Annotated in this window: 25 protein-coding genes and 2 tRNA genes; 20 read left to right on the plus strand and 7 right to left on the minus strand. The window is 61.9% G+C overall.

Annotation, left to right across the window (positions count from 1 at the left end; all coding sequences use genetic code 11):
* Positions 1 to 123: 123 nt before the first annotated feature.
* The 9 genes from EGJ22_RS16195 (at position 124) to EGJ22_RS16235 (ending at position 9,540) form a co-directional block, all read left to right on the plus strand.
* Positions 124 to 208: transfer RNA gene (locus EGJ22_RS16195), tRNA-Leu, on the plus strand.
* Between the two features lie 36 nt (positions 209 to 244).
* A tRNA-His gene (locus tag EGJ22_RS16200) sits at positions 245 to 320 on the plus strand.
* Positions 321 to 516: 196 nt separating this feature from the next.
* The gene (locus tag EGJ22_RS16205; RefSeq protein ID WP_009683823.1) at positions 517 to 816 is read left to right on the plus strand and encodes a DUF6388 family protein; all 300 of its coding nucleotides are present in this window, start codon (positions 517 to 519) and stop codon (positions 814 to 816) included.
* A gap of 247 nt (positions 817 to 1,063) precedes the next feature.
* Positions 1,064 to 2,377 (plus strand): trigger factor, encoded by a 1,314-nt coding sequence (tig, locus tag EGJ22_RS16210; protein WP_029884960.1) that lies wholly within the window; start codon positions 1,064 to 1,066, stop codon positions 2,375 to 2,377.
* 92 nt (positions 2,378 to 2,469) lie between these two features.
* Positions 2,470 to 3,111 carry an ATP-dependent Clp endopeptidase proteolytic subunit ClpP gene (clpP, locus tag EGJ22_RS16215; protein ID WP_009683825.1) on the plus strand — a complete coding sequence of 214 codons (642 nt, stop codon included), beginning with the start codon at positions 2,470 to 2,472 and terminating at the stop codon, positions 3,109 to 3,111.
* 108 nt (positions 3,112 to 3,219) lie between these two features.
* Positions 3,220 to 4,503, plus strand: coding sequence for an ATP-dependent Clp protease ATP-binding subunit ClpX (clpX, locus tag EGJ22_RS16220; protein ID WP_009683826.1), 1,284 nt, complete (start codon positions 3,220 to 3,222; stop codon positions 4,501 to 4,503).
* 163 nt (positions 4,504 to 4,666) lie between these two features.
* On the plus strand, positions 4,667 to 7,063 hold the full coding sequence (gene lon / locus EGJ22_RS16225) for an endopeptidase La (protein WP_009683827.1): 2,397 nt from the start codon (positions 4,667 to 4,669) through the stop codon (positions 7,061 to 7,063).
* A gap of 152 nt (positions 7,064 to 7,215) precedes the next feature.
* A complete protein-coding gene (gene hupB, locus EGJ22_RS16230) occupies positions 7,216 to 7,488 on the plus strand; it encodes a nucleoid-associated protein HU-beta (protein ID WP_009683828.1) in 273 nt (90 codons plus the stop codon).
* 180 nt (positions 7,489 to 7,668) lie between these two features.
* Positions 7,669 to 9,540: a SurA N-terminal domain-containing protein gene (locus EGJ22_RS16235; protein ID WP_029884959.1), complete on the plus strand. Its 1,872-nt coding sequence runs from the start codon at positions 7,669 to 7,671 to the stop codon at positions 9,538 to 9,540.
* A 66-nt stretch (positions 9,541 to 9,606) separates the two neighbouring features.
* On the opposite strand, the gene EGJ22_RS16240 is transcribed toward EGJ22_RS16235, so the two are convergent.
* Positions 9,607 to 10,647 carry a patatin-like phospholipase family protein gene (locus tag EGJ22_RS16240; protein ID WP_009683830.1) on the minus strand — a complete coding sequence of 347 codons (1,041 nt, stop codon included), beginning with the start codon at positions 10,645 to 10,647 and terminating at the stop codon, positions 9,607 to 9,609.
* A 178-nt stretch (positions 10,648 to 10,825) separates the two neighbouring features.
* On the opposite strand from EGJ22_RS16240, the gene EGJ22_RS16245 reads away from it, so the two are divergent.
* From EGJ22_RS16245 to EGJ22_RS16255, 3 genes are all read left to right on the plus strand, one after another.
* Positions 10,826 to 11,104 (plus strand): hypothetical protein, encoded by a 279-nt coding sequence (locus tag EGJ22_RS16245; protein WP_003259403.1) that lies wholly within the window; start codon positions 10,826 to 10,828, stop codon positions 11,102 to 11,104.
* A 14-nt stretch (positions 11,105 to 11,118) separates the two neighbouring features.
* Positions 11,119 to 11,898, plus strand: coding sequence for a CHAD domain-containing protein (locus tag EGJ22_RS16250; protein ID WP_029884958.1), 780 nt, complete (start codon positions 11,119 to 11,121; stop codon positions 11,896 to 11,898).
* Positions 11,899 to 11,975: 77 nt separating this feature from the next.
* A complete protein-coding gene (locus EGJ22_RS16255) occupies positions 11,976 to 12,773 on the plus strand; it encodes an acyl-CoA thioesterase II (RefSeq protein WP_029884957.1) in 798 nt (265 codons plus the stop codon).
* 23 nt (positions 12,774 to 12,796) lie between these two features.
* Here EGJ22_RS16255 and EGJ22_RS16260 read toward each other — a convergent pair whose 3' ends face one another.
* The 3 genes from EGJ22_RS16260 to EGJ22_RS16270 all read right to left on the minus strand — a co-directional run bounded on the left by EGJ22_RS16260 (position 12,797) and on the right by EGJ22_RS16270 (position 15,651).
* Positions 12,797 to 13,165, minus strand: a complete 369-nt coding sequence (locus EGJ22_RS16260; protein ID WP_009683834.1) for an Mpo1-like protein — start codon at positions 13,163 to 13,165, stop codon at positions 12,797 to 12,799.
* A gap of 74 nt (positions 13,166 to 13,239) precedes the next feature.
* Positions 13,240 to 14,718: a methyl-accepting chemotaxis protein gene (locus EGJ22_RS16265; RefSeq protein ID WP_029884956.1), complete on the minus strand. Its 1,479-nt coding sequence runs from the start codon at positions 14,716 to 14,718 to the stop codon at positions 13,240 to 13,242.
* 138 nt (positions 14,719 to 14,856) lie between these two features.
* The gene (locus EGJ22_RS16270) at positions 14,857 to 15,651 is read right to left on the minus strand and encodes a TatD family hydrolase (RefSeq protein ID WP_029884955.1); all 795 of its coding nucleotides are present in this window, start codon (positions 15,649 to 15,651) and stop codon (positions 14,857 to 14,859) included.
* A 153-nt stretch (positions 15,652 to 15,804) separates the two neighbouring features.
* Between EGJ22_RS16270 and EGJ22_RS16275 the strand changes: the two genes are divergently transcribed.
* The 4 genes from EGJ22_RS16275 (at position 15,805) to greB (ending at position 18,800) form a co-directional block, all read left to right on the plus strand.
* Positions 15,805 to 17,208, plus strand: a complete 1,404-nt coding sequence (locus EGJ22_RS16275) for a transglycosylase SLT domain-containing protein (RefSeq protein ID WP_029884954.1) — start codon at positions 15,805 to 15,807, stop codon at positions 17,206 to 17,208.
* A gap of 113 nt (positions 17,209 to 17,321) precedes the next feature.
* Positions 17,322 to 17,759 carry a DoxX family protein gene (locus EGJ22_RS16280; protein WP_029884953.1) on the plus strand — a complete coding sequence of 146 codons (438 nt, stop codon included), beginning with the start codon at positions 17,322 to 17,324 and terminating at the stop codon, positions 17,757 to 17,759.
* A 248-nt stretch (positions 17,760 to 18,007) separates the two neighbouring features.
* On the plus strand, positions 18,008 to 18,316 hold the full coding sequence (locus tag EGJ22_RS16285; RefSeq protein ID WP_029884952.1) for a hypothetical protein: 309 nt from the start codon (positions 18,008 to 18,010) through the stop codon (positions 18,314 to 18,316).
* Between the two features lie 10 nt (positions 18,317 to 18,326).
* Positions 18,327 to 18,800, plus strand: coding sequence for a transcription elongation factor GreB (gene greB / locus EGJ22_RS16290; protein ID WP_029884951.1), 474 nt, complete (start codon positions 18,327 to 18,329; stop codon positions 18,798 to 18,800).
* 48 nt (positions 18,801 to 18,848) lie between these two features.
* Here greB and EGJ22_RS16295 read toward each other — a convergent pair whose 3' ends face one another.
* Together EGJ22_RS16295 and EGJ22_RS16300 are read right to left on the minus strand one after the other, a co-directional pair.
* Positions 18,849 to 21,356, minus strand: coding sequence for an ABC transporter permease (locus EGJ22_RS16295; protein WP_029884950.1), 2,508 nt, complete (start codon positions 21,354 to 21,356; stop codon positions 18,849 to 18,851).
* Positions 21,356 to 22,039 (minus strand): ABC transporter ATP-binding protein, encoded by a 684-nt coding sequence (locus tag EGJ22_RS16300; protein ID WP_029884949.1) that lies wholly within the window; start codon positions 22,037 to 22,039, stop codon positions 21,356 to 21,358. The genes EGJ22_RS16295 and EGJ22_RS16300 overlap by 1 nt, the downstream gene beginning before the upstream one ends.
* A gap of 10 nt (positions 22,040 to 22,049) precedes the next feature.
* Here EGJ22_RS16300 and EGJ22_RS16305 point away from each other — a divergent pair, with 10 nt between their 5' ends.
* The 3 genes from EGJ22_RS16305 (at position 22,050) to EGJ22_RS16315 (ending at position 24,095) form a co-directional block, all read left to right on the plus strand.
* Positions 22,050 to 22,655 carry an arylesterase gene (locus tag EGJ22_RS16305; RefSeq protein ID WP_009683844.1) on the plus strand — a complete coding sequence of 202 codons (606 nt, stop codon included), beginning with the start codon at positions 22,050 to 22,052 and terminating at the stop codon, positions 22,653 to 22,655.
* A 58-nt stretch (positions 22,656 to 22,713) separates the two neighbouring features.
* Positions 22,714 to 23,004 (plus strand): hypothetical protein, encoded by a 291-nt coding sequence (locus tag EGJ22_RS16310; RefSeq protein ID WP_009683845.1) that lies wholly within the window; start codon positions 22,714 to 22,716, stop codon positions 23,002 to 23,004.
* Positions 23,005 to 23,117: 113 nt separating this feature from the next.
* A complete protein-coding gene (locus EGJ22_RS16315) occupies positions 23,118 to 24,095 on the plus strand; it encodes a L,D-transpeptidase family protein (protein ID WP_009683846.1) in 978 nt (325 codons plus the stop codon).
* Between the two features lie 129 nt (positions 24,096 to 24,224).
* Here EGJ22_RS16315 and oprI read toward each other — a convergent pair whose 3' ends face one another.
* Positions 24,225 to 24,476, minus strand: a complete 252-nt coding sequence (oprI, locus tag EGJ22_RS16320) for an outer membrane lipoprotei OprI (RefSeq protein WP_003259780.1) — start codon at positions 24,474 to 24,476, stop codon at positions 24,225 to 24,227.
* A gap of 508 nt (positions 24,477 to 24,984) precedes the next feature.
* Between oprI and EGJ22_RS16325 the strand changes: the two genes are divergently transcribed.
* Complete coding sequence (locus EGJ22_RS16325) at positions 24,985 to 25,266, plus strand: GNAT family N-acetyltransferase (protein ID WP_009683847.1); 282 nt, start codon at positions 24,985 to 24,987, stop codon at positions 25,264 to 25,266.
* Positions 25,267 to 25,279 lie beyond the last annotated feature (13 nt).

The raw sequence follows: 25,279 nt of genomic DNA on the forward strand, positions 1-25,279 counted from the left end.
GCGTAGCTCAGTTGGTAGAGCGCTGGATTGTGATTCCAGTTGTCGTGGGTTCGATTCCCATCGTCCACCCCATATTTTCGAAGGCGCCTCGATAGCATCTGGCGCCTTTGTTTTAAGCGTTACGCGGACGTGGTGAAATTGGTAGACACACTGGATTTAGGTTCCAGCGGCGCAAGCTGTAAGAGTTCGAGTCTCTTCGTCCGCACCATGTTTTTGTAAGGTTGTACTGTAACACCGCACTATGGTGGGCGTAGCTCAGTTGGTAGAGCGCTGGATTGTGATTCCAGTTGTCGTGGGTTCGATTCCCATCGTCCACCCCATATTTTAAAGAGGCGCCTTGGTCGTGAGATCAGGCGCCTTTTTTGTTTTCATTGCTCCGTCATGCGGGCACTGCACGGTTCAGCACAAAATCTTCGTGATTCCCCCCTTGCAATGCTCTGGTGGCAGCCCAATAAAAGCTGTTAGATTTCAGCCGGTTGAAGCGCCGGCCCCGTTGGCCGGCAGAGGAACAGCCCGATGATTGCAAAAGAAGCCCGTCAGGCCTTGGCGCTGCAGCGATTTGCCGACGCCAACCCGCAGCTGCTCGAGGAGATTCGCGAGCTGGATGCGCGCGAGCAGGCCCAGCAAATCGAGTGGGCGTTCGAAGATGCGGCCCAGGAGCAGGGGCTGCAGCCCTGGGAGCTGGCGCTGCAACTGATCGCCGAAAGCCCGGAACAGTTGCGGGCCATGCGCCTTGAAACGCACCGCGAGGTCGCCGAGGCGCTGGGTCTGGAGTGGGAAGAATACTGTCAGTTCAACGAAATCGACCCTGAATAAAGGCAGCGAATTCGCCACTGGCAGTTGTTTGACAAGTTATTACGGCTGCACTGCGCCATGGGCAGGGTGCCGCTCTTGATGAAGGAGGCCCGGCGGCACGCCGTGCGGGCCTTGAAAGCTAATCGACCGGCGTGGTTTCCCGTCGTCCCGTGTGGGGTGACTTCTGCCGCGCGACTCACTAGAATGCTTGCCCTTGATTCTGGAGTCGGGCTAACGCCGGCTAACGTCTGTGCAACGAGGAATATCCATGCAAGTTTCTGTTGAAAACACTTCCGCTCTCGAGCGCCGCATGACCATCGCCGTTCCGGCCGAGCGCGTCGAGAACGAAGTCAACAAGCGTCTGCAACAGACTGCCAAGCGCGCCAAGGTTGCCGGCTTCCGCCCAGGCAAGGTGCCAATGAGCGTGATCCGTCAGCGCTTCGAAGCCGATGCACGCCAGGAGGCGTTCGGTGATCTGGTCCAGGCTTCCTTCTATGAGGCCATCGTTGAGCAGAAGCTGAACCCTGCTGGTGCCCCATCCGTCGAACCCAAGTCGTTCGAAAAAGGCAAGGACCTGGAGTTCGTCGCCATCTTCGAAGTGTTCCCGGAGTTCACTGTTTCCGGCCTGGAGTCGATCAACGTCGAGCGCCTGAGCGCCGAAGTGGCCGACGCGGACCTGGACAACATGCTGGAAGTGCTGCGCAAGCAGAACACTCGCTTCGAGGCTGTCGAGCGCGCCGCGCAGAACGACGATCAGGTCAACATCGATTTCGTTGGCAAGGTCGACGGTGAAGCGTTCGCCGGTGGCTCTGCCAAAGGCACCCAGCTGGTACTGGGTTCCGGCCGCATGATCCCGGGCTTCGAAGACGGTCTGGTGGGCGCCAAGGCTGGCGAAGAGCGCGTTGTCAACGTGACCTTCCCAGAGGACTACCAGAACCTGGACCTGGCCGGCAAAGCCGCCGAGTTCACCATCACCGTCAACAGCGTTTCGGCCCCTGTGCTGCCTGAGCTGAACGAAGAGTTCTTCGCCCAGTTCGGTATCAAGGAATCGACCCTGGAAGGCTTCCGCGCCGAAGTTCGCAAGAACATGGAGCGTGAGCTGCGCCAGGCAATCAAGACCAAGGTGAAGAACCAGGTCATGGACGGTCTGCTGGCCGCCAACCCGATCGAAGCGCCGAAGGCCCTGCTGGAAAATGAAGTCAACCGTCTGCGCGTCCAGGCTGTTCAGCAGTTCGGTGGCAACATCAAGCCTGACCAGCTGCCTGCCGAGCTGTTCGAAGAACAAGCCAAGCGCCGCGTAGTGCTGGGCCTGATCGTCGCCGAAGTGGTCAAGCAGTTCGAGCTCAAGCCGGACGATGCCAAGGTTCGCGAGATGATCGAAGAAATGGCTTCGGCTTACCAGGAGCCTGAGCAGGTCATCGCTTGGTACTACAAGAACGACCAGCAAATGAACGAAGTGCGTTCGGTTGTGCTGGAAGAGCAAGTTGTAGATACTGTTCTGCAGAAAGCTACTGTGACCGACAAGTCGGTCTCGTACGAAGATGCCGTAAAACCAGCCCAGGCACCTGCCGAAGCTGAGTAATACGTTTTCTCTCGTAGGAAAACCCCACAAGCCAGCCTTCGAGCTGGCTTGTGCGTTATCAAGCCATGACTATTTGGGAGTGAGCGCAGGACATGTCCCGCAATTCTTATATTCAGCAGAGCTCTGACATCCAGGCCGCAGGCGGCCTGGTCCCGATGGTTATCGAGCAGTCCGCCCGTGGCGAGCGTGCGTACGACATCTATTCGCGCCTGTTGAAGGAGCGAGTGATTTTCCTGGTTGGCCCGGTTGAAGACTACATGGCCAACCTGGTCGTAGCGCAGATGCTGTTCCTCGAAGCGGAAAACCCGGACAAGGATATCCATCTCTACATCAACTCCCCGGGCGGCTCCGTCACCGCGGGCATGTCGATCTACGACACCATGCAGTTCATCAAGCCGGACGTCTCGACCATCTGCATCGGCCAGGCCTGCAGCATGGGCGCCTTCCTGCTGGCCGCAGGTGCCAAGGGCAAGCGTCACTGCCTGCCGAACTCGCGCGTGATGATTCACCAGCCGCTGGGCGGCTTCCAGGGCCAGGCGACCGATATCGAGATCCATGCCCAGGAAATCCTCAATATCAAGGCGCGCCTGAACGAGTTGCTGGCCTACCACACCGGCCAGGATCTGGAGACTATCAAGCGTGACACCGAACGTGACAACTTCATGAGCGCCTCGCGCGCAGCCGAGTATGGCCTGATCGACTCGGTCTACGACAAGCGGCAACTGGCCTCCTGAACCGGGGGGTCAGAGCAGGTGGGTGCGCAAAGCGCCCACCTGCGGACTTGAAAAAGCCCGCAATTGCCTTCATCTTGTGTTGCAAGCCTACCGGATTGGATCGATCGAATGACTGACACCCGTAACGGCGAGGACAGCGGCAAATTGCTCTATTGCTCCTTCTGCGGCAAAAGCCAGCACGAAGTGCGCAAATTGATTGCCGGGCCCTCGGTATTTATCTGCGACGAGTGCGTCGACCTGTGCAATGACATCATCCGTGAGGAGGTGCAGGAAGCCCAGGCCGAGAGCAGCGCGCACAAATTGCCTTCGCCGAAAGAAATCAGCGGCATCCTGGACCAGTACGTCATTGGTCAGGAGCGCGCGAAAAAGGTGCTGGCTGTAGCGGTGTACAACCACTACAAGCGCCTTAACCAGCGTGACAAGAAGGGTGACGAAGTCGAACTGGGCAAGAGCAACATCCTGCTCATCGGGCCTACTGGCTCGGGCAAGACCCTGCTCGCCGAAACCCTGGCACGCCTGTTGAACGTACCGTTCACCATTGCCGACGCCACCACCCTGACCGAGGCCGGTTATGTGGGTGAAGACGTCGAGAACATCATTCAGAAGCTGTTGCAGAAGTGCGACTACGACGTGGAAAAGGCCCAGATGGGCATTGTCTACATCGACGAAATCGACAAGATCTCGCGCAAGTCGGACAACCCGTCCATCACCCGTGACGTCTCGGGCGAGGGCGTGCAGCAGGCGCTGTTGAAGCTGATCGAAGGCACCGTGGCCTCGGTACCGCCGCAAGGGGGGCGCAAGCACCCGCAACAGGAGTTCCTGCAGGTTGACACCCGCAACATCCTGTTCATCTGCGGTGGCGCGTTCTCGGGCCTTGAAAAGGTCATCCAGAACCGTTCCACCAAAGGTGGCATTGGTTTCGGCGCTGAAGTGCGTAGCAAGGAAGAGGGCAAGAAGGTTGGCGAGTCCCTGCGTGAGGTCGAGCCGGACGATCTGGTCAAGTTTGGCCTGATTCCGGAGTTCGTCGGCCGCCTGCCGGTTCTGGCTACCTTGGACGAGTTGGACGAGGCTGCATTGGTGCAGATCCTCACCGAGCCGAAGAACGCCCTCACCAAGCAGTATGCAAAGCTGTTCGAGATGGAAAGCGTCGACCTGGAGTTCCGCAGCGATGCGCTCAAGGCCGTGGCACGCAGGGCTTTGGAGCGCAAAACCGGCGCCCGTGGCCTGCGTTCTATTCTCGAAGGCGTGCTGCTCGACACCATGTACGAGATTCCTTCGCAGAAGGATGTCAGCAAGGTGGTGATCGACGAGAGCGTCATCGACGGCACTTCGCAGCCGCTGATGATCTACGAGAACACTGAGCCGCAAGCCAAGGCTGCGCCAGACGCCTGATACAGGCAAAGGCCAGTTTGTGGTTGCAAGCATGAAGGGGCCTACGGGCCCCTTCATGCTTTTCCTGTGCTAATGCTTGTAATTTCCCAAGCCTGCCCCCACATTAGGTCCAAGCATCATTTCCACCGGTTTCCGGCCACAAGGCCGCTGTAGAGGCGAAATCATGAAGACCACCCTCGACTTGCCTCTTTTGCCATTGCGCGATGTCGTTGTATACCCGCACATGGTTATCCCGCTGTTTGTGGGGCGTGAAAAGTCCATAGAAGCCCTTGAGGCCGCGATGACGGGCGAAAAGCAGATCCTCCTGCTGGCCCAGAAAAACCCAGCCGATGATGACCCTGGCGAAGACGCCTTGTACCGTGTCGGTACTGTTGCCACCGTGCTGCAACTGTTGAAGCTGCCTGATGGCACCGTCAAGGTGCTGGTCGAAGGCGAACAGCGTGGCGCCGTCGAGCGCTTCACCGAAGTGGAAGGGCACATCCGTGCCGAAGTTTCGCTGATCGACGAAACCGACTCCGCCGAGCGCGAGTCGGAAGTTTTCGTGCGCACGCTACTGTCGCAGTTCGAGCAGTATGTGCAACTGGGTAAAAAAGTCCCTGCCGAAGTGCTGTCGTCGCTGAACAGCATCGAAGAGCCAGGGCGGCTGGTCGATACCATGGCTGCGCACATGGCCCTGAAGATCGAGCAGAAGCAGGAAATCCTCGAAATTGTCGACCTCACCGCCCGCGTGGAGCACGTGCTGGCACTGCTGGATGCCGAAATCGACCTGTTGCAGGTGGAAAAGCGCATTCGCGGTCGGGTCAAGAAGCAGATGGAGCGCAGCCAGCGCGAGTACTACCTGAATGAGCAGATGAAGGCCATTCAGAAAGAGCTCGGCGATGGTGACGAAGGCCACAACGAAGTCGAAGAGCTGAAAAAGCGCATCGAAGCTGCCGGCCTGCCCAAGGATGCCTTGACCAAGGCCCAGGCTGAGCTCAACAAGCTCAAGCAGATGTCGCCCATGTCAGCCGAAGCCACCGTGGTGCGCTCGTACCTCGACTGGCTGGTGCAGGTGCCGTGGAAGGCCCAGAGCAAAGTCCGCCTGGACCTGGCCAAGGCCGAGGAAATCCTTGATGCCGACCATTATGGCCTGGAAGAGGTCAAGGAGCGCATCCTCGAGTACCTCGCCGTACAGAAACGGGTGAAGAAAATCCGCGGTCCTGTGCTGTGCCTGGTAGGTCCACCCGGCGTCGGCAAGACCTCGCTCGCCGAATCGATCGCCACCGCCACCAACCGCAAGTTCGTGCGCATGGCACTGGGCGGGGTGCGTGACGAAGCCGAGATCCGTGGTCACCGTCGTACCTACATCGGTTCGATGCCGGGCCGCCTGATCCAGAAGATGACCAAGGTGGGCGTACGCAACCCGCTGTTCCTGCTCGATGAAATCGACAAGATGGGCAGCGACATGCGTGGCGACCCTGCCTCGGCGTTGCTCGAAGTGCTCGACCCGGAGCAGAACCACAACTTCAATGACCACTACCTGGAGGTCGACTACGACCTCTCGGACGTCATGTTCCTGTGCACCTCGAACTCGATGAACATTCCACCGGCGCTGCTGGACCGCATGGAGATCATCCGCCTGCCGGGGTACACCGAGGACGAGAAGATCAACATCGCCATCAAGTACCTGGTGCCCAAGCAGGTCAAGGCCAACGGCTTGAAGAAAGACGAGTTGGAGGTCGATGTCTCGGCGATTCGCGACATCATCCGCTTCTACACCCGTGAGGCCGGTGTGCGTGGCCTGGAGCGGCAGATCGCCAAGGTTTGCCGTAAAGTGGTCAAGGAACATACCGGGCAGAAGCAGGTCAAGGTCAAGGTGGCCAGCGAGCAGCTGGAGCACCTGCTGGGCGTGCGCAAGTTCCGCTACGGCCTGGCCGAGCAGCAAGACCAGATCGGCCAGGTTACCGGCCTGGCCTGGACCCAGGTGGGCGGCGAGTTGCTGACCATCGAAGCCGTGGTTATCCCGGGCAAGGGCCAACTGATCAAGACGGGCTCGCTGGGCGATGTCATGGTCGAATCGATCACTGCCGCGCAAACCGTGGTGCGCAGCCGCGCCCACAGCCTGGGTATAGCCGCCGGCTTCCACGAGAAGCACGACGTGCACATCCACATGCCCGAAGGGGCCACACCGAAAGACGGCCCGAGTGCCGGTATCGGCATGTGCACGGCGTTGGTCTCGGCCCTTACGCAGATCCCGGTGCGCGCTGATGTCGCCATGACGGGTGAAATCACCTTGCGCGGCCAGGTGCTGGCAATTGGCGGGTTGAAGGAAAAACTGCTGGCAGCACACCGGGGCGGTATCAAGACGGTCATCATTCCGGAGGAGAACGTTCGCGATCTGAAGGAAATTCCGGAAAATATCAAACAGGATCTGCAGATCAAACCCGTCAAATGGATTGACGAAGTCCTGCAAATTGCGCTGCAATACGCCCCGGAGCCCTTGCCAGATGTGGCTCCCGAGATCGTCGCGAAAGAAGAGAAGCGCGACAGCGATGCCAAGGAAAGAATCAGCACGCATTAGTGGTTTTTGGCTGGGAGGCTTTCCTTGACAGTTTTTTCGAGGCCTTGCTATAAAGCGGCTCGTTATTGTCAACAAGCCTCCCAACGTACGTTTCGTAAGCTTTCCATTACATACTTAGAAACAAACTCAATAGAGAAATAAGGGGACTTAGAGTGAACAAGTCGGAACTGATTGACGCTATCGCCGTATCGGCTGACATTTCCAAAGCTGCTGCAGGTAAGGCTCTGGACGCTGTGATCGACTCCGTAACCGGTGCCCTGAAAGCAGGCGACGACGTCGTTCTGGTTGGCTTCGGAACCTTCACGGTCAAAGAGCGCGCCGAGCGCACTGGCCGTAACCCACAAACCGGCAAGGCGATCAAGATTGCAGCCGCCAAGGTTCCAGGTTTCAAGGCAGGCAAAGGCCTGAAAGACGCCGTCAACTAAGTCGTCTTCAGCCGGACCCGGCCAGGCCTGGTCCGAGCACGCTGATGGCGGGGCGCAAACGTTCCCGCCTGACACGTTTGCTAAGCAAAGGCGCATCCTCGGATGCGCCTTTCTTTTATCAGGATTCTACCCACGCTCCGCGGTTGTCGACGCAGTGGTACAGCCGTTTCTGGGGGACGCATGCTGCAAAATATCAGGGACAATTCACAAGGTTGGATTGCCAAGTCCATCATCGGCCTAATCGTCGTGTTGATGGCGTTGACCGGTTTCGAAGCCATTTTTCAGGCCGCCACACATAGCCAGGACGCCGCCAAGGTAAACGGCCAGACCATCAGCCAGAACGAGCTGAGCCAGGCGGCCGACATGCAGCGCCGCCAGCTGATGCAACAGTTGGGCAAGGACTTCGACCCAGCGCTGCTGGATGAAAAACTGCTGCGTGAAGAGGCCCTCAAGGGCCTGATCAGCCGCAAGCTTTTGCTGCAGGGGGCTGAAGACGCCAAGTTCGCCTTCTCCGATGCCGCGCTGGATCAGGTGATCCTGCAAACGCCGGAGTTCCAGGTAGACGGTAAATTCAGCGCCGACCGCTTCGACCAGGTCATTCGCCAGATGGGTTATGGCCGCATGCAGTTCCGCGACATGCTGGCCGAGGAAATGCTCATCGGCCAGTTGCGCACCGGCCTGGCCGGCAGCAGCTTCGTCACCGACCAGCAAGTCGATGCCTTCGCCCGCCTCGAGAAGCAGACCCGCGACTTCGCCTCCCTGACCTTCAAGGCCGACCCGGCCGCGGTCAAGGTCAGCGACGCCGAGGTCAAGGCGCACTACGACCAGCACGCCAAGGAGTTCATGTCGCCTGACCAGGTGGTGATCGACTACATCGAGCTGAAAAAGTCTGCCTACTTCGACCAGGTCAAGGTGACCGACGAAGAGCTCAAGGCCCAGTACGAGAAAGAAATCGCCAACCTCGCCGAGCAACGCAACGCCGCGCACATCCTGATCGAAGTGAACGACAAGGTCAGCGACGCACAGGCCAAGGCCCGTGCTGAAGAGATCGAGCAGCGCCTGGCCAAGGGTGAGAACTTTGCCACCCTGGCCAAGGAGTTCTCCCAGGACCCGGGTTCGGCCGGCAACGGTGGTGACCTTGGTTTCGCCGGCCCGGGTGTGTATGACCCGGCCTTCGAAGAGGCGCTGTACAAGCTGCAGGATGGCCAGGTATCGGCGCCGGTGCGTACCCAGTTCGGTTACCACCTGATCAAGCTGTTGGGCGTACAGGCGCCAGAGGTGCCGAGCTTCGCCAGCCTGAAGGACAAGCTTACCCGTGACCTGAAGACCCCGCTGGTCGAGCAGCGTTACGTGGATGCCAGCAAGCAGCTGCAGGATGCTGCCTATGAGGCTTCCGACCTGGCCCAGCCGGCCCAGGACCTGAACCTCAAGGTCCACACCTCTGCACCATTCGGTCGCGAAGGCGGCGAAGGCATTACTGCCAACCGTTCGGTGGTGCAGGCTGCGTTTTCCGAAGAAGTACTCGACGAGGGGGCCAACAGTACCGCCATCGAGCTCGACCCGGAAACCACCGTGGTACTGCGCGTCAAGGAGCACCGCAAGCCTGAGCAACTGCCGCTGGAGGCAGTGGCCCAGAATATCCGCCAGCACCTGGCCAAGGAGAAGGCCACGGCCGAACTCAAGGCCAAGGCGGACAAGCTGATCGCCGGCCTGCGCGACGGTTCCATTGCTGCTGGCAGTGTGCATGAGGGCCAGGGCTGGAAAACCCACGAAGCCGTGACCCGCAGTGAGGAAGGCATCGATCCTGAGGAGCTGCAGGCGCTGTTCCGCCTGGCGAAACCGCAAGCCAAGGACAAGCCGGTGTATGGCAGCGTCGTGCTGCGTGACGGTAGCCTGGTGGTGCTGCAGCTCAAGGGCGTCAACGAAGGCACTACCGCCACCGACGAAGAGAAGCAGCAGATTCGCCGCTACCTCGCCTCGCGTGCCGGCCAGCAAGACTTCGCGGCCTACCGCAAGCAGCTGGAAGCCAATGCCGACATCACCCGTTACTGACGTGATCGCTGCATGACGAACGGGCCGCCTAGTGCGGCCCGTTCTGTTTCTGCTGCCTGCTCCGGCCTAGCGCTTCACCCCTTCATGATTATCCAGCGTGTCCCGCGCGATCTCGCGCCCCAGGGCAATCAGCTCGGGCGCCTTGTAGAATTCGAAGAACCGGCATACCCGTTTCGGCACGTTGATCAGCACATCCGGCGGATAGCCGGCGATCTTGTACTGCGCCAATGAGGTCTGCATGACCTCGAAACTCTGGTTGATCAAGTCCAGCAGCGAGGCTGGGCCCACGTTGTCGATGATGAACGAACCGGTAGCCGACTTCGGCGCGCCTTCGCGCTCTGGCGCAGCCGCCGGCTGCTGTGTGCCCGGGCTGGCGGCTTCGCTTTGCCATGGGTTGGGCTGTGCCAGCCCTTCAGCGACGATTTCCTGTTCGATGCGGATCAATTCTTCGGCCGGTTTGCGCCGGAAGGGCAAGTGTGCGCCCAATGAACTGAGCAAGGCATCGAAGCGCGTCTTGAACGCTGCCGGGCGTTCGATCACGGGCAGCTGGTACTGCTTCTGGTTGGTGGCGTTGAGGTTGACCGCGATGATCAGGTCGCAATGGCTGGACACCACCGGCACGATCGGCAGTGGGTTCAGGATACCGCCATCAACCAGCATGCGGTTGCCCTGCATTACCGGCGTAAACAGGCTGGGGATGGCCGCCGAGGCGCGCATGGCCTGGTGCAGGCAGCCCTCCTGAAACCATATCTCCTGCTGGTTGGTCAGGTCGGCGGCAACCGCCGTGTAGGGGATGCGCAGTTGCTCGATATTGATCTCGCCGACGATCTTGCGGATCTGCCCGAATACCTTGTCACCGCGAATGGCGCCTAGGCGAAAGCTGACATCCACCAGGCGCAGCACATCCAGATAATCGAGGCTCTCGATCCAGTTGCGGTACTCGTCCAGCTTGCCGGCGGCATAGATGCCACCGATGACTGCACCCATGGAGCAGCCAGCGATGCAGGCGATATCGTAACCCCGGCGCTCGATTTCCTCGATCACGCCTATGTGCGCATACCCTCGAGCCCCGCCCGAACCCAGTACCAGTGCCACGCGTTTACTCATCAACTTTCCCCGGCCAGTGCCATCATGCCCCTACAATGCACCCATCGTTGCCTCTGCTTCAATGTAGATTGTGTGCAGCTACTGTAGTAAAACCGCTTTGGCAAAGCCGGCCGGGCAGGGCACTTTTGAACTGCCGGGGCGTCGAAATGCCACCGTTTTTTTCCTTGAGGTATCACCGATGAAAGCCTGGATCTGCCTTCCCCTGATTGCTCTGGCCCTTGCCGGCTGCGCAGGCAAGACGGCCTACCGAGAAAGTTGTGCGACCCAGCTGGATGCCGCCTGGAAGGAGCTTGACCTGGCCAAGGCCGAAGGCTTTGCCGGCGCCGTGAGTTATTCCAAGGCTTTGTCGTTACTCACTGGTGCTAAAACCCAGCAGCAGTTCGAAGGTTATGAAAGCTGCACGCGCAAAGCCGAGAAGGCGCGCTTCTACATTCGTGAGTCCCGCGCCGGGCGTTGATCGAGGAGCGTTCCATGTCTGCCATGCTTGACTCCGTCGTTGCCCAGATACTGGCCTTGCAGGTGCGCCTGCTGGCGTGTCGCGAACGCCTGGCTGCCGATACCGACAGCGAGGCCCTGCATGACCTGCGTATTGCCGTACGGCGGCTACGCAGCCTGCTGCGGCCACTGAGGGGGCTGCCAGGGGTGGAGCAGCTGGAGGCCGCTGCAAGCGCGCTGGGGGCCCTGACCACGCCCTTGCGTGACCAGGAAGTATTGGCTGCGCAACTGATCGCTAGCGGTTACACCGAAGCTGGGCAACGCCGCATGCAAGGCCGCGGTAGTGCATACGCCAGCGTTGCCCGCAGCCAGCAGTTGGCCCGGGTGCTGGCGATTGCAGATGCCTTTCCACTGTTCCTGCGCGCAGCGGGCCGCGAAGGCTTGGCCAAGGCATTGGGCAAACGCGTCGACAAGCGCTTGGTCAAGCAGTGGCACAAACTGCAGCACGCCTTGCAGGACCCCAACCACGACCGTCACCGGCTACGTTTGTTGATCAAGCGTGCGCGCTATGGCGACGAGGCCTACCCGCAATTCCAGCATGCCAGCCAGAAACTGCAGCGTCTGCTGAAAAAAGCCCAGGCCGACCTGGGCGACTGGCACGATCGCTTGCAGTGGCTGCTACAGGCGCGCGACCACGCCGACCTGGCACCTTGCCAAGCCGTTTGGCAGCAGCAGTTGCAGGAGGCCGAGCAACGAGCCGATGTGACCTTGGCCGCGCTGGCCAAGGCCATTGCACGGCGCCAGCCCGGGAAATGACCGAAATAGGGGCTGTTCGCCCCGCGTTAGCTGGCTAGGATGGGCACACCCTTTTCGCCGCAGGCAGGAGCCGGTCCATGAATTTCAATCAACTGCTCGACGCCGTGCGGGCCAACCCCGACGCAGTCAGCATTCCGCCGACCTGGGCGCAAGGCCGAGCGGCATTTGGCGGCCTCATGGCGGCCCTTGTGTACGAGGCGATGCGCCTCAAGCTGTGTGACAACCGCCCAGCGCGCTCCCTGGCCATCACCTTCGTGGCCCCTGCAGCGGCAGACGTACCTATCCGCTTCGAGGTGGAGGTGCTGCGCGAGGGCAAGGCGGTCAGCACCTTGCTTGGCCGCGCGGTACAGGCAGGCCAGGTGGTGACGCTGGTGCAAGGCAGCTTCGGGGCAGGGCGGCCTTCGGTCGTGCAGGTACCGGCGTTACCGGCTACGGAAATGAAGGCGCTCGAAGAGGCGGCTCCGGAGCTGCCCTATATCAAGGGGGTCACGCCGGAATTCATGCGCCATGTGGCCTTGCGCTGGGCCGTGGGCGGGCTGCCATTCAGTGGTAATCAGTCGAGGAAGATGGGCGGTTGGGTGCGCTTGCGCGATGTCGCCGACGAACGCGCCAACGAGGCGCACCTGCTTGCCTTGGTCGATGCGTGGCCGCCGAGCCTGATGCCGTTCCTGAAGCAACCCGCAGCTGGCAGCACGCTGACCTGGACCATCGAGTTCATTCAGCCTGTGGTCACGGTGTCTACCCAGGACTGGTGCCGCTATTGCGTTGAAACCGAATATGCCCGGGATGGCTACGGCCATGCGGCAGCAGCACTGTGGACCGCCCAAGGTGAATTGCTGGCGCTGAGCCGGCAGACTGTCACCGTGTTCGCCTGACAAGCCGGCACCGGACCATCGGCTCAGCGTCGGTGCTTGTGGCGCTCCCGCCATGCCTTCAGCCAGGCGCCACTGAAAACAAAACGCGGGAAGGTGATGAACTGCTCCGTCAACAGGCGCTGCACGGCATCCTGGCGGTTAGCGAACGGCTCAGGTTGCTGGGCTTCCAGGCGGTGCCCCTGGCGCTGCAGGCCCAAGCCGGCAATCAAGGCTATGATACCCACCGCGATCTGGCTCAGGTCGAGCCCGAATAGGCCCGACAGTACCAGCAGCGCGCCCAGGATGAACAACGGGACGGCAATCAGGTGCAGCACCAGGTTTGTCGGGTGACGGTGGTTATGGTGGTAGCCGCGCCATTGCCAGGCGGGCAAGTTGGGCAGACGTTTACTCATGGGCATCTCCTCATCCAATGCCCAAAGCTTAGTGCTGCCCGCGCAGGGGGGCCAATCGAGGCTGGCTATGGTGGCTATAGCTTGAGCTGGCCGATGGCCTTGTTGAGCGCCCCAGCCAAGGTCGCCAGCTCGCTACTGGTGGTGGCCGAGCCCACCGTCTGTTGCACGGTCTGCTCGGTGACATCACGAATGCTCACCACCGCGCGGTTCATTTCCTCGGCCACCTGGCTTTGTTGCTCGGCTGCCACGGCAATCTGCGTGTTGCTCTCGCGCATCTGCGCCACGGCACCGGTGATCTCGGCCAGGGCTTCACCGGCTTCCTGAGCCTGGCGCACGCAATCATCGGCCTTGTACGAGCTTTCCTGCATGAACTCCACTGCATCGCGGGTACCCGACTGCAGTGCCGAGACCATTGTGGTGATTTCGTCAGTGGAGGTTTGCACGCGCTTGGCCAGGTTGCGCACCTCATCGGCGACCACGGCGAACCCGCGGCCCAGGTCGCCGGCGCGTGCGGCTTCGATGGCGGCGTTGAGCGCAAGCAGGTTGGTTTGTTCGGCGATGCTGTGAATCACATTGACGACCCCGTTGATTTTCTGGCTGTCATCGGCCAACTGGCGAATCATCTCGGCGGTTTGCTGAACACCGCTGGACAGCCCGGAAATCGAATCCTGGACCCGGCTTACCACCTCTTTGCCGCTGCCGGCCAGGGTGTCGGCGGTTTGGGACAGGTCACGGGTAGCGCCGGCATGCTGGGCGATGTGGTGCACGGTTGCCGACATTTGGTTGATGGCGGTGGCCGCCTGGTCGGTCTCGCTTTGCTGGCCAAGCATGCCGTGGCGCACATCGTTCATGCTGGCGGCCAGGCGCGCAGCGCCCGAGTCCAGCTGCGCGGCAGTGTGGGCGACGGTGCTGACGACGCGGTGGTAGGTGGCCTGCATGGCATTGAAGGCACCGGCCATCTGGCCGACCTCATCACCACAGGCCAGTGGCACACGGGCTGCCAGGTCGCCGGTTTTTTCCACGTGCAGTATCACATCCTTGAGGGTATTGAGCTGGCTGAGCAGAAAACGGATGAGCAGTTGCGAGGCAGCGAGCATGGCCAGCATCAGAATCAGGACACACACCGCGTAATTGCTGAAGCGTTCGAAGAACACCTGGCGCAGACTGGGCGACGGGGCCACTACCGCCATGTACTGATTGCCGCTGCGCACGACCTGTGCGCCGCGCAGCGGGTTGTCGCCCAGCACCCAGGCACCTGGCAGGTCCACCCAGCCCTGGCCGTCGCGCAGGCGCTCGAGCGGTTCACCGGCAAAGGTGGGCGTTTGCCCGGCTGACCAGCTGATCACATTGGCCTGGCGCGGTATTGGCTGCTGGCTTGGCCAGGCAGCCAGCAGCTCGGCTTGCTGCACCGCCTGTACCTGGGCCACCTCGGCGCGGGCGCGTTGCTCCAGGTGCACGGCATACACCACCAGCAGCAAGGTCGTGACAAAGGCCACCGCGTTGACGGCCCAGAATTTGTACTTCAAGGAAACATTGCTAAGCCAGGCACCCATGGGCAGGTCTTCTCTGAGTTGAGCGGAAACAATATTGGCAAGGTGCCATCATTGTGCCAGCTCGTGCCAGGGCCGTTGTTGATATGTATCAAGAAAAAACAACGGTGTTGTTCTCCTGCCTCAACCGGCCCCGTCAGCTCAGATCTGGAAGAACGCCCGTGCCGTGGCCGTGGTGTGCGCCGCCGTGTGTTCGACCGATTCACCCCGGTGCAAGGCCACTTCATGCAGTACTTGCGGCAAGAAGGCCGGCTCATTGCGGCCGTTCTTGGGTTTGGGACGCAGGGTGCGGGGCAGCAGATAGGGGGCATCGCTTTCCAGCATCAGCCGGCCTTCGGCAATGTTGCCCACCAGCGCGTGCAGGTGCGTCCCCCGGCGCTCGTCGCAGATCCAGCCGGTGATACCGATGTGCAGGTCCATGTCGAGGTAGGCGAACAGCGCCTCACGCTCCCCAGTGAAACAATGCACGACCGCCGCGCTCAGGTGGTCGCGGTAATCCTTGAGAATGGCCAGCAAGCGCTCGCTGGCATCGCGCTCATGCAGGAACACCGGCAGGCGTAGCTCAACGGCCAGCGCCAACTGGGCTTCCAGAGCTTTTTCTTGCAGGGGGCGAGGGGAGAAATCACGGTTGAAGTCCAGGCCGCATTCGCCCACAGCACGTACCCGTGCCTCGCTTAGCAGTTGGCGCAGCCGGCCTTCGCTACCGGCCTCCCATGCCTTGGCATCGTGGGGGTGCACGCCGGCAGTGGCAAACAGGTGCGCGCCACTGGCGTCCAGTTGCTGGCACAGCTCCAGTGCCTGTTCGCTGACTGCCAGGCTGGTGCCCGTCAGCACCATCTGGGCCACCCCGGCTTCGATGGCGCGCTCGACGACGGCCGCCTGCTGGTCGTGGAAGCTGCTGTTGGTCAGGTTGACGCCGATATCGATCAGTTGCATGGTGGTCTCTCGTGCCGCGGAGCGGCCAGCATAGCAAAAACCGGGTTTTTCTGAACAAAACCAAGAACTTCATGCTGTGGCCGGGGTCTTTTGCCGTCATTTATCACTTGGCGTGCGACCCTGGATGCCGCCCCCGAATGGATCTTTTTGCGCATGCGATTCTGGCTCACTTTCCTGTTGGCGCTCGGGCTGGTCTTGTCCGGGGCGGCCCTTGCGCAAACCCAAGGGCCGCAACATAACCCTGCGCCTGCCAAGGTTCGCGACTTGCAGCAGATCCGCAGCAGCAAGGTGCTGCGGGTGCTGGTCAACCAAAGCCGCAATAGCTCGGGCGAGGTCAAGGGCGAACCGGTCGGCATCGAGTATTACCGCCTGCGGGCCCTGGAACACTTCCTCAACGCGCGCAGCGACGACGATCAACAGATCGAGCTGCAGCTCATACCGCGGGCCAAGGAGCAATTGCTCGGCGCCCTGGCGCGTGGCGAGGGCGACCTTGCTGCACCGGGCGAGCTGCTGGACCCAGGCACTGTGCGCGGTGTCAGCAGCAGCGCACCGCTACTCGATCAGGTGCCGCTGACACTGGTCGGGCGCAAAGGCGAGCGCAGCTTCAGCAAGCTCGAGCAGCTGTCAGGGCGAACCGTGGCATTGACCAGTGCCAGCGCGGCGGGGCCATTCATCCAGCAGGCCAACCAGCAATTGGCCCTGCGCAAGCGGCCGCCGATCAAGGTGGAGTGGGTCGACTCGACATTGGCCGTGGAAGACGTGCTGGAGATGGTCCAGGCCGGCATCTACCACCTGACCGTGGTGGAGCAGCCTATTGCCCGGCGTTGGGCGCGGGTGATGCCGCGCCTGCGCCTGCACAGCGGTGTGCGGCTGGGTCCGCCGCAGGCCATGCGCTGGTATGTCGGGCGTGATGCGCCGCAGCTGCTCGCTGCAGTCGATCGCTTCCTCAAGGGTTACCGGGCGCCAGACAACCAGGATGCCGCGTTCGAGCGGATTTACCGCCGCCAGTATCGGGTGCACAACCCGTTGGCCAGCAAGGACCGCCGGCGTCTGGCAGCGCTGCGGGCCGTGTTGCAGAAGCATGGGCAGGCGCAACAGATCGACTGGCTGAACCTGGCGGCGCTGGCGTTCAAGGAGTCGACACTGAACCCGGCCGCACGCGGCAGCGGTGGCGCCCATGGGCTGATGCAGATCACCCCGGCAGCAGCCCAGCGTGTGGGGGTGAGCAACACGGCCACGGTAGACGGCAACGTGCTGGCCAGCGCGCGCTACCTGGCGCTGATCCGCCGCACGTTTTTCGCCAGCCCCAAAATCAACGAGCGCGAGCGCATGGCGTTCGTGCTTGCTGCCTACAACCTTGGCCCCGAACGCGTTCAGGCCATGCGCGCCGAAGCTCGCCGACGCGGGCTCAATGGCAACCAATGGTTCTTCCAGACCGAGCGTATTGCCATGGAGCAGGTGGGCATGGGGCCGGTGAACTTCGTCAACAGTGTCAACAAGTACTACCTGGCATTCAACCGCGAACGTGCAGCGCTTGAACGTGTAGCCAAGCGATGAAGTATCGATTTATTAGATAGCTATGCTGGGTTTTTTGCGATTCTAATATCTTATAAACTGATTAAGATGGCGTCCATCTCAACATAACTGCATCGCCTCAAGGACGCTTCGCCATGAACAACAACACGCTCAATGCCCTGTTTTCCACCCGTGCCGGCGCTGGCCTGAGCATTATCCGCATACTGGTCGGCATCATCTTCATGGCGCATGGTGCGCAAAAGCTGTTCGGCATGTTTGGCGGCTATGGCCTGGAAGGCACCGGCCAGTGGATGGAAAGCATCGGCCTGGCGCCGGGTTATCTGATGGCCCTGTTGTCCGGTAGTGCCGAGTTCTTCGGCGGGTTGGCCCTGGTGCTGGGGCTGCTGGTGCGCCCGGCGGCGCTGGCACTGAGCGTGACCCTGATCGTGGCGATTTTCTCGGTGCACATTGGCAATGGCTTGTTCATGTCCAACAACGGCTACGAGTTTGCCCTGGCGCTGCTCGCCGGTACCGTTGCCGTGATGATCGAAGGTGCCGGGCGCTTCTCGCTGGACCGCCTGATCGCCCGCTGACCCTTTGCAAGCTGTGAGCGACAAGCCGCAAGCAAGGGCGGGCCTTTCCTCGGCCTGCTTCTGCTTGCGGCTTGTCGCTTGCAACTTGAAGCTCATCGCTCTAGCATACCGCCTGCGCCGATTTAAACAGCTACTTGCGGGGCGCAGGAAAGCCCCTTGTGCGGCTCGTCCGAAATACCGCTAAAGCGCTGGTTCGGTGACGCCTCCCACCGCTGCCCAGCGGGATTCGCGAGGCGGAGAGAAGCACCATGAGTTGCCCACGTACCAGTGTCTGTTTGAGCCCTTTGCCTGCACACCAGGCATCCCGCACGCCGCGCATCCTGCTCGGCGGCCAGCATCAGCCCACACTTTTGCGTCACCTCGAAGGCCTGTCCCGGCGCAAGGGCCACGCACGCGCATTCCTGATCCAGTTCGCCGATGACGCCTGCAATCTTGCGCAGTATGGGCAGGACCGTTTCGACCTTGCGGTGATTCAGTCGCCCGGCCCGCAGGACGCTGCCGAGGTCATCGGCCACCTCACCCGTATCGCACGCCAGGGCCTGATCACCCGCCGCTGAGGAGCGTTCGTTGAGCACCAACATCATCACCAGCGAAGGCCATGCGGCGCTGAAGAAAGAGCTGGATCACCTGTGGCGGGTCTATCGCCCCGAGATCACCCAGAAGGTCGCCTGGGCGGCGTCGCTGGGGGACCGTAGCGAGAATGCCGACTACCAGTACAACAAGAAGCTGCTGCGCGAGATCGACCGCCGGGTGCGGTATTTGCGCAAGCGTCTTGAGGATGTGAAGGTGGTGGCCTATTCGCCCGAGCAGGAAGGCAAGGTGTTTTTCGGCGCCTGGGTCGAGATCGAGAACGACGACGGCGAGACCATGAGGTTTCGCATCGTGGGTTATGACGAAATCTACGGCCGCAATGACTACATCTCGATCGACTCACCCATGGCCCGCGCCTTGCTGAAGAAGCAGGAGGGTGACGAGGTGCTGGTACACACACCTACCGGTGAAGCCACGTGGTATGTGAACAGCATCAGCTACGGCCAGTGAATTGCGGCTGCATGTGCCGGCCCGCATGCCGGGCCGGCACGTGCAGCCTCAAGTGTCCCGCAGTACCGCCAAAGGGCTGGCATTGAGCGCCCGCCGCGTGCCTATCACTCCCGCGCCGCCTACCAGCAAAGCCCCTGTCAATGGCAGCAACAGCAACCAGGGGTGCGGCCCCCACTGCAGATTGAAGGCATAGCGGTAAAGCACCAGGGTGATCAGTTCGCAACCCACGGCCGCCAACAACCCGCTGGCTGCCCCGAGCAGGCCGAACTCGATCCGCCGTGCCCTGACCAGCAGCGGCCTGGGCGCGCCCAGTGCACGCAGCAGGGCGCCTTGGCGAATGCGCTCATCCAGCGTTGCCTGCAAACCGGCGAACAGCACCGCCAGCCCTGCCGCCAGCACGAACAGCAGCACATATTCCACGGCCAGGGTCACCTGGGCGAGGATGCTGCGCAGTTGGTCGAGCAGGGCATCGACCTGCAGGATGGTCACTGCCGGGAACGCACGTGACAGGGTCACCACGTCCAGGTCGTGCCCCGGCGCCAGGTAGAAGCTGGTCAGGTAGGTGGTCGGCAGGCCTTGCAGGGTGCCGGGTTGGAAGATCATGTAGAAGTTGGGCTGGAAGCTGTCCCAATGCACACTGCGCAAGCTGCTGACCCTGGCTTGGCGCTGTTGGCCGCCGATATCGAACGTCAGCAGGTCGCCAGTCTGAAGCTTCAGGCTCTTGGCCAGCTCTGCCTCCACCGATACCCCAGGGGTGTCGTGTTCGCCGGGCAATGCTTGCCACCAGCTCCCGGCTGTCAACGCATTGCCTTCGGGCAGTTCGGCGGCCCAGGTCAGGCTGAGGTCGCGCTGCACGGCGCGCTCGCCTGCCGAATCCTTGCTGACGATCTGCTGCACCGGTTGTTGGTTGATCTGCACCAGCCGCCCCGGTGTCACCGGGTATAGTGGGGCCGCGACGGCGTTGACCTGGTGCAGGTGCTGAGCGAACGGCTCGCGGTCGTCTGGCAGGATATTCAGGGCGAAATAGTTGGGCGCATCCTTGGGTAGCTGGGCCTGCCAGGTGTCGAGCAATTCCGCCCGCAGCAGGGCGACCAGGGCCATGGCCAGCAGGATCAGGCCGAACGCCAACGCCTGGCCAGCGGCGGCCATGGGGTGGCGCAGCAACTGGCCCAACCCCAGGCGCCAGGTCAGCGGGGCGCCGGCCAGCAAGCGGCGCAGGCTGCGCAAGCCGAGCAGCAGCAGGCCACCGAGCAACAGCGCAGCAACCAGGCCGCCAGCCAGCAGGGCGAAGGTCAGCAGCAGGTCCAGGCTCAGCCGCCACATGATCAGGCCTAGCGCGAACAGGGCTGCACCGTAAACCAGCCAACTGCTCGGCGGTATCGGCAACAGGTCGCGGCGCAGTACGCGCAATGGCGGCACCTGGCCCAGTGCCGCGATCGGTGGCAGGGCAAAGCCGGCCAGTGCTACCAGCCCTGTGGCGATGCCGGCCAGGGCCGGTAGTACGCCCCCGGCTGGGACCACGCTGGGAAGCAGGCCGTGCAGTACGCGGAACAGGCCCAGCTGGGCAAGCCAGCCCAGCAGCGCGCCGGCCAGCGCCGCTACTACGCCGAGCATGGCCAGTTGCAGGCAGTACAGGCCAAGGGCCTGCCGGCGCGACAGGCCCAGGCAACGCAGCAGGGCACTGGCGTCCAGGCGCCGTGCAGCGTAGCGGCTGGCCGACAAGGCTACGGCCACGCCGGCCAGCAACACTGCCACCAGGCTGGCCATGTTCAGGTAGCGTTCTGCCTTGCCCAGGGCGCCGCCGATCTGCTGGTTGCCATCGCGGGTATCGCGCAGGCGCTGGTTGGCGGCCAGGCTTTTCTCAATTGCCTGGCGGTACTGCGCCAGTGCTTCGCTGTCGCCACGCCACAGGTCGCGGTAGGTAACCCGGCTGCCGGGCTGGATCACCCCGGTCGCCTGCAGGTCGGCCAGGTTGATCATCACCCGCGGCGTGAGGCTGTAGAAGTTGTTGGCGCGGTCCGGCTCATAGGTCAGTACCCGGCTCATGCGCAGGGTTTTCATGCCGACGTCGATGCTGTCGCCTATCGACAGCCCCAAGGCCGCCAACAGGCGCGGTTCCACCCATGCTTCACCGGGCGCCGGCCCGCCACCCGGGCGTTCAGCACCATATGGGGCCGCGGCGCTGCGCAGCTGCCCACGCAGGGGGTAGGCGCTGTCGGCCGCTTTCACGCTGGACAGCTGGATACCGCTATCGCCGCCGACCACACTGGTGAACTCGACCACCTGAGCGTGGCGCAAGCCCAGTGCCTGGCCGGCCACGAGTTGTTGTTCTCGGGCCGGGGCGCTGCCTTGCAACACCAGGTCGGCGCCAAGGAATTCGCTGGCGCGCAGTTGCATGGCGCCGTTCAGGCGGGCACCGAAATAGCCGATGGCGGTGCTGGCTGCCACCGCTACCAGCAGGGCGAAGAACAACACCCGCACTTCGCTGGCACGAAGGTCGCGAAGCAACTGGCGCAGGGCCAGGCCGCACAGGCGGGACAGCGGCATGTGCTTCATCAGGCCTCCACCGCTGCCACCAGGCGGCCTGCGTCCAGCCGGATCTGGCGGCGGCAGCGGCGTGCCAGGCGTTCGTCATGGGTAACCAGCACCAGTGTGGTGCCACGCTCCTGGTTCAGCTCGAACAGCAGGTCGCTGATACGCTCGCCGGTGTGGCTGTCCAGGTTGCCGGTGGGTTCATCGGCGAACAACACGGCAGGGTGCGCGGCGAAGGCGCGGGCGATGGCCACCCGTTGTTGCTCGCCCCCGGACAGCTGGCGTGGCGTGTGGCTGAGGCGCGCGCCAAGGCCGACCCGTTCAAGCAAGTTGCGCGCTTGCTCGCGGGCATCGCTGCGCCCGTCAAGCTCCAGCGGCAGCATGACATTCTCCAGGGCGTTGAGGCTGTCCAGCAGTTGGAACGACTGGAACACGAAGCCGACGTGTTCGGCGCGCACCCGGGCGCGCTGGTCTTCATCCAGCGGCCCGAGGTCGTGCCCGGCAAGTATCACCTTGCCAGCGCTGGGTTGGTCCAGGCCGGCGAGCAGGCCAAGCAGCGTCGACTTGCCCGAGCCCGAAGCGCCGACGATGGCCAGGCTGTCACCCCGGGCCAGGTCGAGGGACAGGGCGTGCAGGATGGCGAGGTCACCTTCCGCACTGGGGACCACTTTGCTAAGGTTCTGCGCAACGAGAATGCTGGGGCCCATGGAGAATCCGATGCGAATAAGGTGGCTGAGTGCCGGTCTGGCCCTGTATTGCCTGGCCCAGAGCGCGGCGGCGGGAACGTTGCTGGTGGTTGGCGATAGTATCAGCGCCGGTTTTGGCCTGGATAGCCGCCAGGGGTGGGTCTCTCTGTTGCAGACCCGGCTGGAGAAGGAAGGTTTCGACGCCAAGGTGGTCAATGCGTCGATCAGTGGCGACACCAGTGCGGGTGGCCAGGCGCGCTTGCCCGCGCTGCTTGCAGCGCATAAGCCCAGCCTGGTGGTACTGGAGCTGGGCGGCAACGATGGCCTGCGCGGGCAGCCGCCTGCGCAATTGCAACAAAATCTTGCTTCGATGATCGAGCGCTCGCGGCAGGCTGGCGCCAAAGTGGTGCTGCTGGGCATGCGCCTGCCGCCCAATTACGGTGTGCGCTACACCCGTGCGTTTGCCAACGTGTATGAGCAGTTGGCGGCGGACAAAAAGGTCCCGCTGGTGCCGTTTTTCCTTGAAGGGGTAGGGGGTGTGCCAGAGTTGATGCAGGCTGATGGCATTCATCCGGCCCAGGGTGCCCAGCAGCGCTTGCTGGAAAATGCCTGGCCGGCGATAAAACCCTTGCTGTGATGCTTTAAACGGGGGCAGCTTTCGGCTAATGTTGCGCCCCCCGTTTCGAGTGCCACCGATGCCGCGCCCCGCCTGGTCCCTGTACGCCTACCAATTGATCGAGCCCGATGAGCAGCTTGACCTGTTTGCCTGCCAGGAGGTCCGCGTGCACCTGGTGGCCCGGCAGCTCGAGTTGGGTGTGCCGGTAGACCGTACCTTGTGCGGTGGGCTGCTGCCCGCGCAGCCGCGCTGGTCGGGGGTGCCGCGCTCGATCTATCGCGATGGCCGCCTGTGCGAGCTGTGCCGGGCCATCCTCGATGCCCAGCGGCGGGGCATGCGCCCGGTGTGGCCTGAGCTGCACGGCAGCTGAACGACTCGCACCTTTCATCATCTGAAACGCTTGCCGCTCAGCAATGCCTCCCGCTGGCACCAGTGCAGGTGTACAATCGATTCTCTTGACCCACCTTTCGAAGGATTTACCGGATGTTGCCGCGCTTTCCTGCCGTCACCCGTAGCCTGTCCCTGGCCGCCCTGCTGGTAGCAGGCCCCGCTGCTGCGCTGGAGCTGCCACTGCCACCTCCTGGTGAAGACATCGTCGGCCAGGTGCATGTGATCAAGGCCAAGTACGAGGACACCTTCGCCGATATCGGCACCGCCAACGACCTCGGCTACCTGGAAATGATCGCTGCCAACCCGGGTGTGGACCCGTGGTTGCCGGGCGCCGGCACCGAGATCATCCTGCCCACCCGCTACATCCTGCCACCGGGCCCGCGCGAAGGCGTGGTCATCAACCTGGCCGAGTACCGGTTGTACTACTACCCGAAAGGTCAAAACGTGGTGTACACCTTCCCGCTCGGTATCGGTCGTGAAGGCTGGGGTTCGCCGATCGCCAACACCAAGATCATCGCCAAGACGCCGAACCCGACCTGGACCCCGCCCGCATCCATCCGCAAAGAGCACGCGGCAGACGGCGATATCCTGCCTGCGGTGGTGCCGGCAGGCCCGGACAACCCACTGGGGCCGTTCAAGTTCACCTTGGGCGTGCCGGGCTACCTGATCCACGGTTCGAACAAGAAGTTCGGTATCGGCATGCGCACCAGCCACGGTTGCTTCCGCATGCTCAACAACAACGTGTTGGAACTGTCCAAGCTGGTGCCGGTGGGTACGCCGGTGCGCATCATCAACGAGCCTTACAAGTTTGGTATCAGTGGCGGCAAGGTGTACCTCGAGGCACACACCCCGCTGGATGACCAGGGCAATCCGTCGGTAGTCGACAAGCATACCGCTGTCATCAATGCCTTGCTCAAGCGCGAAGACCTGGCCAACAACCTGCGCATGAACTGGGACATGGTGCGTGATGTGGTGGCTGCAGAAGATGGCATGCCGGTAGAAATTGCCGTACCGGTCGAAAACCAGGCAGGCGCACCGGTGGTTTCCAGCATTCCCCCAGAACTGCAGTAAGGCAGTGGCGATACAGGGAGGCCCGCCTTTGTGCGGGCCTTTTCGTAACAGTTGGAAGGCGCGGCAAAGAGCAGGCAAAAAAAAGCCGACCCATAAGTGGGTCGGCTTCTTAACAATCCGTAAGGATTATTACTTGCGGCTGGCTTTGTCCAGCATACGCAGAGCGCGCTCGTTGGCTTCGTCAGCGGTCTGCTGAGCCTTCTGAGCGGCTGCCAGTGCGTCGTCAGCCTTACGGTAGGCTTCATCGGCACGGGCTTGAGCGCGAGCAGCTGCGTCTTCAGTCGCAGTCAGACGAGCTTCAGTTTCTTTGGAGACGCTGCTGCAACCGGTAGCCAGAACTGCGGCCAGAGCCAGAGCAGAGAATTTCAGAACGTTGTTCATCGTGTTCCCCTTCAAGGACTTTCTATTAAATAGCCATCTCTCGGAAAAGAGAAACTGGCCGGCGTACATAGTACTCATTACTTGTAGTAAGTAAACTGACTGAGCGCAAGAACTGCAAAAAAAATGTTGCTTGACGTGGCCCCGGCACGCTGTGCGAGCTGGGCGTGATCAACAACCTGTCGTGCCCGCAAGCAAGTGTAGTACAGGAACTTTTTTGTTGAACTAAGGGTGACTTGTACTGTCTTTCGGCGTCTTAAAGCCTAGAGCATCCGGCGGCTGCAGGGGCTACGGCATTAAGTGAAGAGGGTAGCGCCAGGCCCTTTTTAACTGTCGAAACCTTGAGTAAATCCGCATGCCGCGCCTACTATCTTGTGAGCGCCAGAAGACTCGAACGATTGCAATCGTCCAGCGGTCGTATGGGCAACAGGTGGCGTAGAGCATTCTGTGCCGGATTAAACCACCATCGGTTAAGGGAAGGGTCTACCTGAAAGACCTGCGAGGAGTAGTGATGAGCGAATCGTTGACCATCCACCATGACCAGGCCGGTCATCAGTTCGAGACCACCGTGGACGGTCATCGTGCCTACCTGACGTACATGGACCTGGGCAAGCAAACGCTGGATATCTATCGCACCTTCGTGCCTAACGCCCTGCGCGGCCGTGGCATCGCTGCCGCGCTGACCGAGCAGGCCCTGGCTTATGCCGAGCAGATGGGCTACACGGTGATACCGTCGTGCTCATACGTGGAGCGCTACATGGAGCGCCAGCAGCGGCACTCCACCAAGGCCTGAGCCAGGCCATGAG

Source organism: Pseudomonas sp. p99-361 (assembly GCF_003935475.1).
Classification (GTDB): domain Bacteria; phylum Pseudomonadota; class Gammaproteobacteria; order Pseudomonadales; family Pseudomonadaceae; genus Aquipseudomonas; species Aquipseudomonas juntendi.

Coding starts and splice junctions, on each gene's coding strand:
- EGJ22_RS16305 (WP_009683844.1), top strand. CDS start 22,050: ATGCGAATAAGGTGGCTGAGTGCCGGTCTGGCCCTGTATTGCCTGGCC.
- EGJ22_RS16310 (WP_009683845.1), top strand. CDS start 22,714: ATGCCGCGCCCCGCCTGGTCCCTGTACGCCTACCAATTGATCGAGCCC.
- EGJ22_RS16285 (WP_029884952.1), top strand. CDS start 18,008: ATGAGTTGCCCACGTACCAGTGTCTGTTTGAGCCCTTTGCCTGCACAC.
- EGJ22_RS16315 (WP_009683846.1), top strand. CDS start 23,118: ATGTTGCCGCGCTTTCCTGCCGTCACCCGTAGCCTGTCCCTGGCCGCC.
- EGJ22_RS16205 (WP_009683823.1), top strand. CDS start 517: ATGATTGCAAAAGAAGCCCGTCAGGCCTTGGCGCTGCAGCGATTTGCC.
- EGJ22_RS16245 (WP_003259403.1), top strand. CDS start 10,826: ATGAAAGCCTGGATCTGCCTTCCCCTGATTGCTCTGGCCCTTGCCGGC.
- EGJ22_RS16325 (WP_009683847.1), top strand. CDS start 24,985: ATGAGCGAATCGTTGACCATCCACCATGACCAGGCCGGTCATCAGTTC.
- EGJ22_RS16235 (WP_029884959.1), top strand. CDS start 7,669: ATGCTGCAAAATATCAGGGACAATTCACAAGGTTGGATTGCCAAGTCC.
- EGJ22_RS16295 (WP_029884950.1), bottom strand. CDS start 21,356: ATGAAGCACATGCCGCTGTCCCGCCTGTGCGGCCTGGCCCTGCGCCAG.
- EGJ22_RS16240 (WP_009683830.1), bottom strand. CDS start 10,647: ATGAGTAAACGCGTGGCACTGGTACTGGGTTCGGGCGGGGCTCGAGGG.
- oprI (WP_003259780.1), bottom strand. CDS start 24,476: ATGAACAACGTTCTGAAATTCTCTGCTCTGGCTCTGGCCGCAGTTCTG.
- EGJ22_RS16250 (WP_029884958.1), top strand. CDS start 11,119: ATGTCTGCCATGCTTGACTCCGTCGTTGCCCAGATACTGGCCTTGCAG.
- tig (WP_029884960.1), top strand. CDS start 1,064: ATGCAAGTTTCTGTTGAAAACACTTCCGCTCTCGAGCGCCGCATGACC.
- lon (WP_009683827.1), top strand. CDS start 4,667: ATGAAGACCACCCTCGACTTGCCTCTTTTGCCATTGCGCGATGTCGTT.
- clpX (WP_009683826.1), top strand. CDS start 3,220: ATGACTGACACCCGTAACGGCGAGGACAGCGGCAAATTGCTCTATTGC.
- EGJ22_RS16270 (WP_029884955.1), bottom strand. CDS start 15,651: ATGCAACTGATCGATATCGGCGTCAACCTGACCAACAGCAGCTTCCAC.
- EGJ22_RS16265 (WP_029884956.1), bottom strand. CDS start 14,718: ATGGGTGCCTGGCTTAGCAATGTTTCCTTGAAGTACAAATTCTGGGCC.
- EGJ22_RS16300 (WP_029884949.1), bottom strand. CDS start 22,039: ATGGGCCCCAGCATTCTCGTTGCGCAGAACCTTAGCAAAGTGGTCCCC.
- clpP (WP_009683825.1), top strand. CDS start 2,470: ATGTCCCGCAATTCTTATATTCAGCAGAGCTCTGACATCCAGGCCGCA.
- EGJ22_RS16275 (WP_029884954.1), top strand. CDS start 15,805: ATGCGATTCTGGCTCACTTTCCTGTTGGCGCTCGGGCTGGTCTTGTCC.
- EGJ22_RS16255 (WP_029884957.1), top strand. CDS start 11,976: ATGAATTTCAATCAACTGCTCGACGCCGTGCGGGCCAACCCCGACGCA.
- EGJ22_RS16260 (WP_009683834.1), bottom strand. CDS start 13,165: ATGAGTAAACGTCTGCCCAACTTGCCCGCCTGGCAATGGCGCGGCTAC.
- EGJ22_RS16280 (WP_029884953.1), top strand. CDS start 17,322: ATGAACAACAACACGCTCAATGCCCTGTTTTCCACCCGTGCCGGCGCT.